At 50.1% G+C, this 15,279-nt stretch carries 15 protein-coding genes; 4 read left to right on the forward strand and 11 right to left on the reverse strand.

Annotation, left to right across the window (positions count from 1 at the left end; all coding sequences use genetic code 11):
• The first annotated feature begins 117 nt into the window (after positions 1-117).
• The gene (locus SYNPCCP_RS15025; protein WP_010874080.1) at positions 118-369 is read left to right on the forward strand and encodes a DUF4327 family protein; all 252 of its coding nucleotides are present in this window, start codon (positions 118-120) and stop codon (positions 367-369) included.
• A gap of 65 nt (positions 370-434) precedes the next feature.
• On the opposite strand, the gene rsgA is transcribed toward SYNPCCP_RS15025, so the two are convergent.
• From rsgA to SYNPCCP_RS17815, 6 genes are all read right to left on the reverse strand, one after another.
• Positions 435-1,544, reverse strand: coding sequence for a small ribosomal subunit biogenesis GTPase RsgA (gene rsgA, locus SYNPCCP_RS15030; protein WP_010874081.1), 1,110 nt, complete (start codon positions 1,542-1,544; stop codon positions 435-437).
• 18 nt (positions 1,545-1,562) lie between these two features.
• Entirely contained in the window at positions 1,563-1,817 is a 255-nt protein-coding gene (locus SYNPCCP_RS15035; protein ID WP_010874082.1) for a sulfurtransferase TusA family protein, read from the reverse strand.
• Positions 1,814-2,947 carry a molecular chaperone DnaJ gene (dnaJ, locus tag SYNPCCP_RS15040; RefSeq protein ID WP_010874083.1) on the reverse strand — a complete coding sequence of 378 codons (1,134 nt, stop codon included), beginning with the start codon at positions 2,945-2,947 and terminating at the stop codon, positions 1,814-1,816. Before dnaJ ends, SYNPCCP_RS15035 begins: the two co-directional genes overlap by 4 nt.
• A 106-nt stretch (positions 2,948-3,053) precedes the next feature.
• Positions 3,054-3,557 (reverse strand): crossover junction endodeoxyribonuclease RuvC, encoded by a 504-nt coding sequence (locus SYNPCCP_RS15045; protein WP_010874084.1) that lies wholly within the window; start codon positions 3,555-3,557, stop codon positions 3,054-3,056.
• 4 nt (positions 3,558-3,561) lie between these two features.
• Entirely contained in the window at positions 3,562-4,437 is an 876-nt protein-coding gene (locus SYNPCCP_RS15050) for a 3'(2'),5'-bisphosphate nucleotidase CysQ (RefSeq protein WP_010874085.1), read from the reverse strand.
• Between the two features lie 136 nt (positions 4,438-4,573).
• Positions 4,574-4,705: a hypothetical protein gene (locus SYNPCCP_RS17815; RefSeq protein ID WP_255345223.1), complete on the reverse strand. Its 132-nt coding sequence runs from the start codon at positions 4,703-4,705 to the stop codon at positions 4,574-4,576.
• A gap of 164 nt (positions 4,706-4,869) precedes the next feature.
• Between SYNPCCP_RS17815 and trpC the strand changes: the two genes are divergently transcribed.
• Positions 4,870-5,757, forward strand: coding sequence for an indole-3-glycerol phosphate synthase TrpC (trpC, locus tag SYNPCCP_RS15060; protein ID WP_010874086.1), 888 nt, complete (start codon positions 4,870-4,872; stop codon positions 5,755-5,757).
• Between the two features lie 20 nt (positions 5,758-5,777).
• Here the strand turns inward: trpC and SYNPCCP_RS15065 are convergent, their stop codons facing one another.
• From SYNPCCP_RS15065 to tig, 5 genes are all read right to left on the reverse strand, one after another.
• A complete protein-coding gene (locus SYNPCCP_RS15065; protein ID WP_010874087.1) occupies positions 5,778-7,403 on the reverse strand; it encodes an ammonium transporter in 1,626 nt (541 codons plus the stop codon).
• Positions 7,400-8,470 (reverse strand): TrkA family potassium uptake protein, encoded by a 1,071-nt coding sequence (locus SYNPCCP_RS15070; RefSeq protein ID WP_010874088.1) that lies wholly within the window; start codon positions 8,468-8,470, stop codon positions 7,400-7,402. The genes SYNPCCP_RS15065 and SYNPCCP_RS15070 overlap by 4 nt, the downstream gene beginning before the upstream one ends.
• Before the next feature lie 297 nt (positions 8,471-8,767).
• Positions 8,768-10,105 (reverse strand): ATP-dependent protease ATP-binding subunit ClpX, encoded by a 1,338-nt coding sequence (gene clpX / locus SYNPCCP_RS15075; RefSeq protein WP_010874089.1) that lies wholly within the window; start codon positions 10,103-10,105, stop codon positions 8,768-8,770.
• A gap of 4 nt (positions 10,106-10,109) precedes the next feature.
• Entirely contained in the window at positions 10,110-10,790 is a 681-nt protein-coding gene (gene clpP / locus SYNPCCP_RS15080) for an ATP-dependent Clp endopeptidase proteolytic subunit ClpP (protein WP_010874090.1), read from the reverse strand.
• Positions 10,791-11,089: 299 nt separating this feature from the next.
• Positions 11,090-12,505 (reverse strand): trigger factor, encoded by a 1,416-nt coding sequence (tig, locus tag SYNPCCP_RS15085; protein ID WP_010874091.1) that lies wholly within the window; start codon positions 12,503-12,505, stop codon positions 11,090-11,092.
• A 493-nt stretch (positions 12,506-12,998) separates the two neighbouring features.
• Here tig and SYNPCCP_RS15090 point away from each other — a divergent pair, with 493 nt between their 5' ends.
• Together SYNPCCP_RS15090 and dapA are read left to right on the forward strand one after the other, a co-directional pair.
• The gene (locus tag SYNPCCP_RS15090) at positions 12,999-14,015 is read left to right on the forward strand and encodes an aspartate-semialdehyde dehydrogenase (protein WP_010874092.1); all 1,017 of its coding nucleotides are present in this window, start codon (positions 12,999-13,001) and stop codon (positions 14,013-14,015) included.
• A 59-nt stretch (positions 14,016-14,074) separates the two neighbouring features.
• Complete coding sequence (gene dapA, locus SYNPCCP_RS15095) at positions 14,075-14,980, forward strand: 4-hydroxy-tetrahydrodipicolinate synthase (RefSeq protein ID WP_010874093.1); 906 nt, start codon at positions 14,075-14,077, stop codon at positions 14,978-14,980.
• Positions 14,981-15,279 lie beyond the last annotated feature (299 nt).

Below are 15,279 nucleotides of genomic sequence, written 5' to 3' on the forward strand. Positions count from 1 at the left end.
GTCTAGAAAATTAAGTATTTATACGGAAGTGCAAAGAATTGTAATCGATAATACAGCAAAGCCCCCCTTTGTTTGTATTTGGGGTTAGGTTATAGTTGTGTATGAGTTTCAACTTTGGTGGCTTTTATGAGTACTGCAACTTTAACACCCCTTCCTTCCTCCGGTTACGACATTAATATGCTCAAGGATGAGGCTCGCTTGTTAGTGGAGCAGGGCACAGTAAGTCGTCACCAGCCCATTTATGTCCTCTGTCAGTATATTCCTGCCCGGGAATGGGTCTGTGTGGAATGTGAATTGGAAAGGAATGACTATTTACTGCGGGATCAGATTGGTGACTTGATGTCCTGTGAATATTGGGAAAATGATTAACTGATTAGTTTTGGTTATAACTTTTAACTTAGTTATTTCGTTTGTTCTAAGTCTAACGTTCCGGTCTATTCCCAGTCCTCCTGTAAATTATCTAAATCCGTTTGCTCACAAAAACTTTGGAGTTCTTGATGCTCCTGACGACGGGAATGACGGCGATATTTTTTAGTTTCTAATTTTGGTTCATCGTACTCCTGGCCATCACTGCCGGTTTTAGTTTTCAAGCCTGTGTCCGTTTCCCTAGAATTTTCCGGGTTTTGCTGGGCCAAAACTTCCTCCAGAAAGGTTAGGTAATGTTCGTACCTTTCCCAATCCTGCCCCACTGCACAGTCCGGTTCTCCCCGGTGCAAACAGTCTTTAAAAAAACATTCCTGCCCTGTTAACTGTTGTCGGGCTTCGGGAAAAAGATGAATTAGTTGGGCCGGTTCAACGGCCAGGTCTGGTTGGTTGAAGCCTGGAGTATCGGCTAGTAGCCCCCCGTGGGGAAGGTCAAATAGTTCCACATGGCGAGTGGTGTGGCGCCCTTTTCGCAGTTTGCCCGACACATTTTTGACCTGTTGTTCTACCCCTGGCACCAGCAGGTTGATCAGACTGGATTTGCCCACTCCGGAGGGGCCGGCCATTAAGCTAATGCGGCTCCTTAGTTTTTCCTGTAATTTTTCCACGCCCCAGCGATTTTCCACGCTGATAATGATCGGTGCGTAACCCCAGGCCGCCAGGCGATCGCCCCAGAATTTAACATCGGTTTCCTGCACCAAATCCTGTTTATTGAAGCAAAGGCTAATTTCCAGTCCCGTGGCTTCTGCTTGCACCAAAAATCGACTTAACTGCCATTCTTCCAGGGGAGGATCGGTGAGGGCAAAAACTAAACAAATTTGTTCGGCATTGGCCACCGGTGGCCGCTCCAACACAGTGCGGCGGGGATAAACTTTGGCGATCGCCCCTAGATCCCCCTCGGCCACCATGGGCACTGGTGCAGTATTGCTACGACCATGCAACAACAAAGAAGGAGGTAATTCCACCCGGACTTGATCCCCCACCATGACCTTTTGCCCCACTTTTTTCAGACGGGTACGGCGGGTGCAGAGTAGTGGTTGAGACGTCACATTCCGTAGCCGCACCCAATAGTAGTTAGCTTGAACGGCAATAACCGTACCTTCATCCGTAGCTTTGGTCATTGGTTAACCCCTAGTCCCCTAGGGAACTGTCGCCGGAACGGTAATGGTTAAACAATAGGCCGATTCTCCTTCCAGTGCTCGTAGGGATTGCTCCGTATAGCCTTCCAATTCCAAGCTATGGGGTACCTGCTCCACTGGTTCTCCCTCATCTAGCCAGACTTCCAGGCATTGTCCTGGGGCCATCTGGGCCAATTTGAGCTTAGTGCGAACAAAATTAATCGGACAGGGAGTGCCCCGCAGATCTAGCAAGATTGATTCATTATCCAGGCTCATTTATGGAATAATCCCCCTAAAAATCCTTCTAATCCACCTTTGCCGTGGCTTTCTCCTTTGATAGTGGCCAATCGTTCCAATAGCTCCCGCTCTTCCGAGTTAATCCGGGTGGGAATTTGTACCTTAACCGTGATTAGATGGTCGCCCCGAATGGTGGCGTTGCCTAATTTGGGCACCCCTTTATTTTCCAGGGTTAAGACGGTGTTGGGTTGGGTGCCGGCGGGGATAGTCAATTCTGCTTTACCGTCCACTGTGTCCACTTCCAGACGACAACCAAGGATGGCTTGGAGATAGCTCACTTCCAAATTGGAACGAATATTCATCCCTTCCCGGACAAAATGCTTATCCGTTTCCACCATCAGGAAGACGTACAGATCCCCTGCGGGACCACCCCGTAAACCAGCATCTCCTTCTTTACCCACCCGCAAACGGGTACCATCATCCACTCCGGCGGGAATGGTAATTTTCAGCTTTTTCGTTTCCTGTTTGCGGCCGACCCCGTTACAGGCTTCACATTTCTGTTCAATGACTTCGCCGCTGCCGTTACAGGTAGGACAGGCGGAAACTTGGGCAAAACTACCAAAGGGGGTGCGGGTGGCCCGACGGACTTGTCCAGCGCCATTACAGGTGCCACAGGTTTTAACCCCAGTGCCGGGCTTGGCCCCAGTGCCCTCACAGACCTGACAGGATTCCAGGTGGGGAATGCGAATTTCTTTTTCGCCGCCAAAAATAGCTTCCTGGAAAGTTAACTGTAAATCTAGCCGTAGATCATCCCCCCTGGTGGGACCATTGGCTCGACGACGACCCCGCTGCTGGCCGCCCATGCCACCGCCAAAGCCACCAAAAATGGTTTCAAAAATGTCGGCAAAATCGCCCATATTGCCCACATCGAAGCCCTGGGCACCGCCACCGCTGACCCCCGCTTCACCAAATTGATCGTAGCGTTGACGAATTTCTGGCTCCGATAGCACTTCGTAGGCTCGGTTAATTTCTTTGAATTTTTCCTCTGCTCCTGGTTCTTTATTAACGTCAGGATGATATTTCCGGGCTAACCGACGGTAGGCTCGTTTGATTTCATCTTTATCAGCATCCCGCGTCACTCCAAGCGTTTGGTAATAATCCCCAGGCATAATGCGTCGATGTTTTGCTTAACAATAATTGACAAGGCTTCTGTAGTGTTTACTGTAGCAAACTCTCGCCCCCAGATGGTTGCCCAGAAATCCCCACCTCCGCATCTTAACCAATGTCGTTGCGGACTCCGTTCAGACCAGCCAGGGCAATGGCAATGGCATCTACACTATCGTCGATGGGTAGGTCTTCTAGACCAAAAAAATTCTGCACCATGGCGGCCACCTCGGCTTTATTGGCTTTACCGTTGCCCAGATGGCATTTCCAACTGGATTGGTGCAAAAAGACGGGCTGAATGCTCTTTTCCCGGTAAATAACGAGGTTTATCACCCCCAAGGCCTGCATTACGCCTCCGGCCGCTTTGATTTGCCGACTAAAAAAAGGCATTTCCATGGCGATCGCCTGGGGGGAAAATTCTTCTAGTAGGACGTGGATATCCTGCTCAATTTCCACCAATCTTTCTGGGGTGCTGAGATTTTTAGATGTTTCGATAATGCCATAGTCCACCAAGTGAGCCGATAGATCCGGCTGACCGTCGAGAATAGCCCAACCAATAATGGCTAAACCGGGGTCAATGCCCAACCAGCGTTGGGCCGCTTCAGTTTGATCCATTAGGTTAATTATTTTGATCTAGTTCAGCTAAAATTTCCACGGCTTGCTCACACAAAGCTCCATGGTGGGAACCATTGCTAGCCAGGATACCGCCCCATTGCCGCACGTCGCCCCGGTTATACAACACAGGGGTCTGGTCAAAATAGGTAAACTCTCCCCCCGCTTCGGTGAGAATCAACTCCGGGGCCGCAAAGTCCCAATCCTTAGCGGCGGATTTACCGGAGAGGGAAATGTACACATCGCTCTGTCCCTCCAAAATCGTGACGATTTTACAGCCCACACTGCCCACATAATGGCGATCGCCAAAGGGTAAACGGTCAATCAAATCTTGGAAACGTTGGTCCCGATGGCTACGGCTCACTACTAGGGTTAAAGATTCTAATTCAGTTTTAGGCTTCACCTTCACTGGGGTTATTGCCCCGGCTTTGGTTTCTCGAAAACAGCCCTGACCTTGGATGGCATAGTAAAGCTTTTGGGCTTCCGGCATGCCCACTAGGGCCAACACCGGCCGCTGGCGATAGGTCAAAGCAATATGCAGGGCATATTCCCCGGTTTTATCAATGAAGTCCCTGGTGCCATCGAGGGGGTCAATAATCCAAACCCAATCCTGGGGTAATGGTTCGTTGCCCTGGTGGGTTTCTTCGCTTAGATAGCCAAATTCTTCCGGGTTAAAGGTAGCTTGCAAAGTAGCCAAAATATATTGATTGGCCGCCAAATCCGCCGCTGTTACGGGGCCATCCTGTTTATCTTCGTTGGCATTTAAATTGGTCTGATTCTGGCCACTGTAGTAGGACTGAAGAATTTCCATTGCGCCCCAGCCGGCGGTGCGGAGAGTAGTTAAGCCGGAATCTAGGTTGGGTAAAAGCTCGCTTATGACCATAGGAATAAATGCAGTGGCATCGAAAATTAAAGGGGCGATTCTAATTCAACCACTCCAGGCGTTGGGCTGGGTAAGATTGTGTTTAGGCATTGGAGCCAAATGCCTAAGTCCCATTGGTCATTGGCAGTAATATCGCTCAAAATCCCAACAGAGTAAAGCGCACCAAATGGTAGCCCAGACAAAGGCAGAACAAGACAATCAGGGCTGTCAAGCTGGTGAGTACAATGCGCAAAAGTACTTTTTCGTAATCACTCCACAGTGGATTCACGGGGAAATTTTTTCACTTTTGAACAATCCATTCAGACTAGTTAGAGTGGCTGGCCGGAGGAGCTTGGGCAACAAAATTAACGATTCCATCCTACTATTTAAAATTGGAATGAGCTAATTTCACCTCTTAGCCGCAAAAATATCCCTTGCATTGACCGTCAATTTATGGAAATTCGCCGCCGGCCTCCTAACCCCCCCATCAAAGTTGACATTCTTCAGTATCAAATTAAGCATCCAGAAGCGGCTCCCCGTCACATTCTGGAGGAAATTGTTTGGCATAAGGAAAAGGAAGTGGCCCAACGGCGAGAATTAGTCCCCCTGGTCAAACTCCAAAGTTTAGTCAAGGACATGACTCCCCCATTGGATTTTGTGGGGGCATTGCGCCAGAGTCCCCGGCAACCGGCCTTAATTGCTGAAGTGAAAAAGGCTTCCCCTAGTAAGGGCATTATTCGGGCGGATTTTGACCCAGTGGCGATCGCCAAGGCCTATGAAGCGGGAGGGGCTAACTGTTTATCGGTGTTGACGGACGAGAAATTTTTCCAGGGTAGTTTTGAAAATTTGCAACTGGTACGCTCAGCGGTGCAATTACCCTTGCTGTGCAAGGAATTTATTATTTACCCCTATCAAATCTATCTAGCCCGGAGTCGGGGGGCCGATGCGGTGCTGTTAATTGCCGCTATCCTCAGCGATAAGGATTTGCGTTATTTCCTCAAAATTATTGAAGGTTTGGGCATGGCGGCGTTGGTGGAAGTCCATACCCTGGAGGAAATGGACCGGGTTTTGGCTTTGGACGGGGTGCAACTAATCGGAGTTAATAACCGTAATTTGCAAACCTTCACCGTTGATCTGCAAACCACAGAGGATCTTTTTGCCCAACGACGGGAGCAATTAACCCAAGGGGACATTACTTTAGTGAGCGAATCCGGCATTTATGAATTGGCTGATTTGCAAAGATTACAGCAGGCTGGGGCCCGGGCCGTTTTAGTCGGCGAATCCCTGGTCAAACAACCAGATCCCCAACAGGCGATCGCCGCTTTATACGGTGAAGTTTAATTGGCGCAGTAGCAACTCAACTATGGGGATAAATCCACCGATTCGCCATTGCCATGGTGCTGTTTTTGCTGTTGGAGTACCAATTGTTGTTTGACAGCAATTAATTCTTGGTCCCGTTGCTGGAGCATTTCCGCCATTTGTTGAATAGTTCTCGCTAAGGCCCCCAGTTCATCGGCCCGATTGGTCACTTCCTCCAAACCCAACTGGTCGGCTTTAAAACTGTTATTTTCAATGGCGGCGGCGATCGCCGCTGTGACGTAATAAATTTGGGCTAGATCCTCCACGCTACGGTGGTGCCGGGCTTCAAAGGCATCCATCACTTGGTTGTAGCGACCGGCAATGTGCCCCACTTCGGTAAAAGGGTTAACGGGCACCCGCAAACTTAAATCATGGGTTTTGGCTTGGCGGTCCATTACCTGAAAAAGTTCATAAGTTTCTGTGGTGGCTTGATGTTCCGACACATTAAGCCCAATTTCCTCATCTTCGGGGGAAATCCGCAAGGCAAACACCCGATTTAGCAACGTTAAAAATACCCAAGCCAACCCAAAGGCCCACAGCGTACAAACTCCAATACCCAGCAGTTGTACCCCGCATTGTTGCCAACGATTTAGCCCCGTATCCACCAACGGCAATTGACCGAATAATCCCACACAGAGAGTGCCCCAGACTCCTGCCCCACCATGGACTGCCACCGCATCCACCGCATCATCTACCCCCCAGTGCAACATTTTTTTTCCCACCAGATAGGCGATCGCCGACCCCGTAGCTCCAATCACCATGGCGATCGGTGTCATAACCACATTGGCGCTGGCAGTAATGGCCACCAAACCGGCCAGGGAACCATTCATCAGGGGTTCCACTTGGATCATTTTGTCCTGTAGGAGGCTAATCAACCCCGCCATCAACATGCCCCCCACCCCGGCTAGGACAGTGTTGACCATAATGCCCGGCACCTCCGGTGTCAAGCCAAAGGTACTGCCACCATTGAAGCCCAACCAACCAAACCAGAGAATCAAAGTGCCTAGAACGGAAAAGGGCATATTGGAACCCTGAATTTTTAAGGTTTTACCGGTTTTGGGAAAACGACCTTGGCGGGGGCCAACAACGAGAATAGTGGCTAAACCGATCCAAGCCCCGACGCTATGCACCACCGTTGACCCGGCAAAATCCCGAAAGCCCAAATTTTCTAACCAGCCCCCTGTAGTTTCTATGCCTGCCACTGTTGCTAAGCCATTCCAAGCCCAATCTCCAAAGAGGGGATAAATGAGCCCAGAAGCTAGCCCCGCCACCAATAAGTAGGCAGAAAACTTTAACCGTTCCGCCGCCGCTCCGGAAATAATTGTAGTAGCGGTGCCGCAGAACATAGCCTGAAACAGGAAAAACACCGCTAGGGTGGGTTCTCCCCCTACGTCAACAAAGCTATAACCTGTGCCCCACCAGCCTCCCTGGGACAGTCCAAACATAATGCTGAAGCCAAAGGACCAAAAAAGAGCCACAGAAATGCCAAAGTCAGCAAAATTTTTAATGGCAACGTTAATGCTGTTTTTAGAACGGGTTAGCCCCGACTCCAAACACATAAAACCGGCTTGCATAAAAAATACTAAGCCAGCACAGAGCAACAGCCAGAGTGTATCGATGGAGGTCATGGGGTTAGGGCGGCCTCTTGCCAACGGGCTTTGAGTTGTTTGCGCTTGAACTGGTACTGTTCAGCAAAGCGGGGAATTTCCGAGCGGTGACCAATGACAATGATGGTGTCGTTCTCGTTCAAGATTTGCGAAGGGTGGGGATGGAGAATAGTACTGCCATCCGCTCGGCGTAGGGCAATGACAATAAAGGCTCCCTTACTGCGAACTTCCATTTCCATAATGGTGCGACCCATGGCGGGGGAATCCGGTGCCACAATTAGTTCATCCATTTGTACTTCCACGCTGGCCAACAGGTCATTTAAAAAACCCCGTTCATCGGGGCGATTGAGAAAATCCCGCCGGTTCGATTGGGTGATTAAATCCGCCATCTGAACTGCCCCCACCGTCAGGGGTAAAATCACCTGATCCGCTCCTGCAAGCCTGAGTTTTCTCTCTGTTTCGGGAATTTCTCCCCGGGCCAAAATGGTCAAGCGGGAGTTGAGTTCCCTCGCAGTCAGGGTAATAAAGACATTGGTGGCATCCTCCGGCAAAACCGTGGCCAAGGTCTTTGCCCTCATTACCCCCAACATTTGCAATTGTTCTTCCCTGGTGGCATCCCCGCAATGGGCCAGATAACCTAATTCTTCGGCGATCGCCACTTGGCTGGGTTGATTATCAATGATGCTAAAGGGCAAGCCAGACTGTTTTAATTGCTTGGCCAAAACCTGACCCATGCGGCCAAAACCGCAAATAATTGTGTGGTCCGTTAAATTAGCAATTTGCCGTTGCCGTTGCTGATTACCCAAAGCCCGATGGATTTCTCCCTCCGTCACCATTTGCACAAATGCTCCGACAATATAAACCGCTGAGGTGGTGCCCGCTAGAATTACCCCCATAGTAAAAACTCTTTCCGCCGTGGTGGTAAGAGGCCGCACTTCCCCATAGCCCACCCCAAAAACGGTAATGACTACCATGTACACCGCTTCCGTCGTTGTCCAACCAAAGCAGATATAGCCCAAAGTGGCCAACACCAAGGTAACAACGAAAAACAGTACCCCCAGCTTGAGCCGTTGATTGGAATCCTGCATAGTTAAACGGACTAAACGGCGATCGGCAAAGCCCAAGAATGGAAAAACACCGTCCGTATAGGCAGTTTATCAACCCTAATTTAGAAAATTGTGGCGAAGGACACTAAATTCCCAATTCGCCAACTCCAGACAAAATTATGAAAAAATGCAAATCTCGGCGGCAATTTAGCCCTACTTTCAATTACTAACTATCTTCACATTAAACTCACGAACTCAGCCTGTATTCATTTGATATGGCAGTTTTGGGTTATGGCAATTCCAACCAGTCTTTGATTACTGAAAAACAATGGGGTGAACCTAAGCAGATTCCGGTTTAGGTAAGGAAGAAGGATGGAGCAATAATTCTGCTGTGGAGCGTTTTTCCACCATTTCCCTAGTGATCAAGCAGTGGGTTAAATCTTCCCGGGAAGGCAACTCATACATCACATCCAGCATTAATTCCTCCACAATGCCCCGTAACGCCCTAGCTCCGGTTTTACGACGGTGGGCCTCCGTGGCGATCGCCCGCACCGCATCGGGTTGAAAATCCAACTCCACATGGTCCATACCCAATAGGGTTTGATACTGTTTAACAATGGCATTGCGGGGCTGGGTCAGAATAGCAATTAAAGCATCCTCATCCAAGGGGTTAAGGCAGGCCATCACGGGAATACGACCAATAAATTCGGGAATCAGACCAAATTTGACTAAGTCATCGGGCTCTGCCTGACGGAGCACATCGGCAGTTCTTTTTTCCTTACTTGGCCCCTCTCCCGGCCGCACAAAGCCCATGGATTTTTTGCCAAACCTTTGTTCGATTACCTTTTCTAAGCCGACAAAAGCACCACCACAGATGAAGAGAATATTACTGGTATCAATTTGAATACAGTCTTGGTAAGGATGTTTTCTGCCTCCCTGGGGCGGCACATTGGCCACCGTTCCTTCCAACATTTTTAACAAAGCCTGCTGTACTCCTTCCCCGGACACATCTCTAGTAATGGAAGGATTCTCACTTTTGCGGGCAATTTTATCAATTTCATCAATGTAAATAATGCCTCGCTGGGCTTCTTCCACATCCAAATCCGCTACCTGGAGCAGTCTCAACAAAATATTTTCCACATCTTCCCCCACGTAGCCCGCTTCCGTCAGGGTAGTGGCATCGGCCACAGCGAAGGGCACTTCTAAAATTTTCGCCAGGGTTTGGGCAAGTAGGGTTTTCCCAGACCCCGTGGGGCCCACTAGAAGAATATTCGATTTTTGTAATTCCACTGCATCGCCGGGATCAATCTCTTGATTGCGCTCCAGCAGGTTTAATCTTTTGTAGTGGTTATAAACAGCGACGGAAAGCACCTTTTTAGCCTCATCTTGGCCAATTACATATTCATCCAGGTACTGTTTGATTGCCGTTGGTTTGGGTAATTCTTCTAGGGTAAGACGGCGACGGGGCTGACCAGATTTTTTTTGTTTTTGACCTGTCCCATCCCTTTCCCCGGTTGAGGCAGGGGGTACATCCAACAACTCCTCATCCAAAATGTCGTTACAGAGTTCTACACATTCATCACAAATGTACACGCCAGGGCCAGCAATTAATTTACGGACTTGCTCCTGGGATTTGCCACAAAAAGAACATTTCAGATGGGAGTCGTATTTGGGCATAAAACTAACCGAGGGAGGTGACGGGGGTAGTGGGGTCGGGAAGATTAGGGCGGGAAATTACCTGGTCAATGAGGCCATACTCCTTTGCTTCCTCCGCAGACATAAAGAAATCTCTTTCCGTATCTTCCTGGAGTTTTTCCATGGGTTGGCCGGTGTGTTCCACCAACATGGTATTGAGGCGATCCTTGATGTACAGGATTTCCCTGGCCTGAATTTCAATTTCCACCGCTTGACCCTGGGCTCCCCCGAGGGGTTGGTGAATCATGATGCGAGAACTAGGCAAAGCCATACGTTTTCCCTTACAGCCACCGGAAAGCAAAAAAGCCCCCATGCTGGCAGCCAGACCAAAACAGATGGTGACCACATCGGGACGAATCTGTTGCATGGTGTCATAGATGGCCAGGCCGGCATAAACGGAGCCCCCCGGGGAGTTGATGTAGAGTTGGATGTCTTTTTCCGGGTCCTCTGCGTCCAAAAATAGTAGCTGGGCCACAATGGAATCTGCCACTTGGTCGTCCACAGGGGTGCCCAAAAAGATGATTCTTTCCCTTAGCAGACGGGAGTAAATGTCGAAGGCTCGCTCGCCCATGCCAGACTGTTCCACCACCATGGGAACAACGCTTTGGATGTTATTGCCCCCTAGGGTACTGAGGGGAGAACGGTAGGGAGAACGGGAGTTGACCATGGGTTAGGTACGGGGAAAGGTAGGGAAAATTAAGAAAAAGGCGGACAGGGATCAAGCCGGCGTCCAAGGAGTGGGGAAAAAAAACTTTTCCTTTACTTTGCTTTAGGTTAACTCAACTTTGTTGCCGACATGGTCTCATCTTACCTAGATTTACTTGAGCCTTGGGGGACTAACGCCCTAGGACAGGGAGGGCAGGAGGTTAATCTGCCCTGTCAATTTACCTATTCCGGAGATTTCTCCTCTAGTTTGCGGAGGCCCGGTATGCCTCTGACACCCCAAGGGTAATTTGGGCCAACGGGTTACTCTTCGTCGGAGGTTGCTTCCACATCCACGATGGCTTCTTCCTCTGCATCGTCGTCGGGAGTATCTTCCTCAGTCTGGCTGAGGCTACCCTCCGGCAACAGTTCAACGTCAGCCCATTCTTTGAGCAGATCCAGCACTTTACTTTCTGTGAGGGAACTTTCCACAAAGTTCACCAGCCGGGATTCGTCGATTTTTTCTCCCTTGAATTCCTGACGAAGCTCGTCACAGCGTTCCTTAACTTCTGCTTCGGTGGGCTGAATTTTTTCTTCTTTGGCAATGGCTCCTATCATCAGGTCGGTTTTAAGGTTGGCGATCGCCTCTGGGCGGGAATTGTCCTTGAGGGTTTGGAGCATATCATCCCCCTGACGGAACAGTTGGGAAACATCTAGTCCCATGCGTTCTAGTTCCATGGCGGTTTGGGCCACTAGGCGATCGCACTCCTGTTTGATCATGGTTTCCGGTAAATCCCCGGTGAACAGTTCCCCCAATTTTTTCTTAATGGCAGCCTTGATGTTGTCATCGGTGCGCTGTTTGGCCTGTTCCTGGAATTGTTTCTCCAGATCCGCCTTGAGCTCTGCCATGGTCTCAAACTCGCTCACATCTTCGGCGAAGTCATCGTCCAATTCAGGCAGTTCCCGGAATTTAATTTCTTTGAGCTTAATTTCAAACAACACATCTTCCCCCGCCACAGCTTCCAAGGGATAGTCCTCCGGAAAAGTAACCGGAATCAGTTTGGTTTCATCAACCGCCATTCCGACAATACCGTCCACAATACCAGCCACAAAACGACCGTCTTCTAGGGTCACCTCAAAATCAGACCCCTTCACTTCGGCGATCGCCTCTCCAGCTTGACCATCTTCTGCCACCTGAAAAGCGGCGTAGTCCACAATGGCCAGATCTCCCAGGGCCGCAGGACGGTCCTCCACCGGGACAAGGGTAGCCCGTTTTTCCTGTTCTCCCTTGAGCCACTGGTCAACGGCATCGGCACTGTATTCGATTTCTTCCGCCTGGGCAGTGATTTTTTTATAGCTCTCCGGTTCATATTCCGCTTCGGGGAACACATCCGCTGCCACCTTAATGGTGAGGGGCGCTTCAGGGTCAAAGATTTGAATTAGGTTTTCCATGTCCGAGCGCAGGGAAAAATTGCCAATGATGGGTAGTTCTTCTTGCTTAACCGCGGCTTTAATGCTGTCGTCGATCAACTCTTCAATGGCCGTGGCCTTGATATAGCTTTGTCCCAAACGCTGGATAACAATGGCCCGGGGCACCTTCCCCCGACGGAACCCAGGAATATTAACGGTGCGGGTTAACTTTTTGACGACGTTCTCATAAACTTTTTTCGACGCTGTGGCGGGAATCTCAATTTCTAGCCCAACTTGACTATCTGGCAATTTTTCCTGGGTAACTTTCATTGATGGGAAATCTCGATGGTGAAACAATGGGGGCAGTGGGCACTAAGTTCACCCCTGGAGGGCTGGGAAGGACTGCAGAAATCGGTCTGTGGGCCCTTCTACCCGTGTTATGCTAGGTTCACTTAGACCGAGGGAAATGTTTCCCTTCTAGCCCCGCAACGCAATGGCTCGGGGAAGACCTGTGGCGGTCAACCCAATTGATCATAATATAAGCCGGGTGCCATTTTTTCCTAGGGCGAGAATCTTTTCCCGCCGGGGGGTCCCCCAGGCCGGTTTGAGAGAATGGGACTAAATCAATGATTTTTCTAGCTGGACAATTCAATAATGGCTTTGCGGTTTAGGGGGCAATGCCCTGCGTCACAATTAGTTTTTTCTTTTTTGGCTGATTTTTTACCCCAACAACTTTGACCAACTGGGCTTAACTAAGCTTGATACTGCTTTCTGACTGCGTTGCCCATCTTTCGATCCCGATTAGCTACTGGAGGAGTAAGCTTTGCCATCACCGATACGCGTTGCCATCCTGGGGGCCACTGGGGCCGTTGGCACAGAATTACTGGAGTTACTGGCCAGCCGGAATTTTCCCCTGGCAGAATTAAAACTTTTGGCCTCGCCCCGTTCTGCGGGTAAAACCCTGGAGTTCCAAGGAGAAAAGTTACCGATCCAGGCAGTGGATGGTTCAGCGTTTAAAGGCTGTGACTTGGTGTTGGCTTCCGCCGGTGGTTCCACTTCCAAGCGTTGGGCAGAGGAAATTACCAAAGCCGGAGCGGTGATGGTGGACAATTCCAGCGCTTTTCGCATGGTGCCGGAAGTGCCCCTAGTGGTACCGGAAATTAATCCCGAAGCGGCCCAAAACCACCAAGGCATCATTGCCAACCCCAACTGCACGACGATTTTAATGGGGGTAGCCATCTATCCCCTGCATCAGCTCCAACCTATTAAACGCATTGTGGTGGCCACCTACCAGTCTGCCAGTGGGGCCGGGGCCATGGCCATGGAAGAAGTGAAGCACCAAAGCCGGGACATCCTGGAGGGAAAAATTCCCCAAGCTGAGATTTTGCCCTATCCTTTGGCTTTTAACCTCTTTCCCCACAACTCCCCCATCACAGCTAACCACTACTGTGAGGAGGAAATGAAAATGGTGCAGGAAACCCGGAAAATCTTTGCCGCAGAAGATATACGCATCACGGCCACCTGTGTGCGGGTACCTGTGCTCCGGGCCCACTCAGAAGCGGTCAACTTGGAATTTGCCACCCCATTCCCGGTGGAATTGGCCAAAACGGCGATCGCCAAAGCTCCGGGGGTAAAACTGGTGGAGGATTGGCAAAAAAATTATTTCCCCATGCCCATGGATGCCACAGGCCAGGACGACGTGTTGGTAGGACGTATTCGCCAAGATATTTCCCACCCCAATGGTTTGGACCTGTGGTTGTGCGGTGATCAAATTCGTAAAGGGGCAGCCCTCAATGCGGTGCAAATCGCCGAATTATTGGTGGAGCGGGGGTGGCTGTAGAATTTTTCCCAACCCATCCATGGTTACTTGCCCGCTGCCCTTTTTCGTTGAGATAGTCTATGGCTGATTTTGTAAGCACTTCCCCCTTTGGCCCTGTGTTAACTGCGATGGTTACCCCCTTCAATGCCGATGGTGGGGTGGATTATGGGGTAGCGGAAAAATTGGCTGACCATCTCATCACCCATGGCAGTGACGGCCTGGTGGTCTGTGGCACCACGGGGGAATCTCCCACCCTTTCCTGGGAGGAGGAGCATGAGCTATTTCGGGTGGTTAAACAAACCGTCGGCGATCGGGGTTCCGTCATTGCCGGCACTGGGTCTAACTGTACCCGGGAGGCCATGGAAGCAACCCAGATTGCGGCCAAGTTGGGAGTGGATGGTTCCCTCCAGGTAGTGCCCTACTATAACAAGCCTCCCCAGGAAGGTTTATTGGCCCATTTCCAGGCGATCGCCAATTGTGCGCCGGAGTTGCCCCTGATGTTGTACAACATTCCCGGCAGAACGGGCCAGAGCCTAGCCCCGGAAACGGTTTACCGTTTAGCGGAAGTGGAAAACATTGTGGCCATCAAAGAAGCCACCGGCAGTTTGGAGCAGGCTTCCCTAATTCGGGCCCATACCCCCGATGATTTTGCCATCTATGCCGGGGATGATGTGCTGACTCTTCCTTTATTGGCCGTGGGAGGGGCCGGGGTGGTCAGTGTGGCCAGTCATCTGGTCGGCGATCGCCTGCAGGCCATGGTGCAGCATTTTGCCCAGGGAGCAACGGCCCAAGCCCTCGAAATCCATTTACAGCTAATACCCCTATTTAAAATTCTTTTCTGCGCCACCAATCCCATCCCAGTCAAAACAGCCCTGGGACTCCAGGGTTGGCCCGTAGGATCGTTCAGACCTCCCCTTTGTGCTCTGTCCCCTGGCCACACCGAACAGTTACGAGACGTACTAAGGGATTTAGCCTTACTTCCCTAGGGTAAAGAACTTGGGGATAAATATTCGATTAACCCAAGGAAGATAGACCGAATCAATTGGGAAACTTGACCTTGGCGATACCAGTCAAAGAATGGCAGTCACAAGCTGAAATGATCTTTGATCAAATTTAATCAATTACCATCAACTCCATGGCTAAATCCCTGCCCAGTGTCGATGATTTCTCAATTTTTTTCTCAGAATAGGTACCTATCCGGAATGTATATGCTAGAATGGCATGAACTTAAGAGCGAAGTAAGTTTTTCGATTCCGTCCAAACCTGAATAGATAATCCATCCCAT

It is taken from the genome of Synechocystis sp. PCC 6803 substr. PCC-P, assembly GCF_000284455.1.
Taxonomy (GTDB): domain Bacteria; phylum Cyanobacteriota; class Cyanobacteriia; order Cyanobacteriales; family Microcystaceae; genus Synechocystis.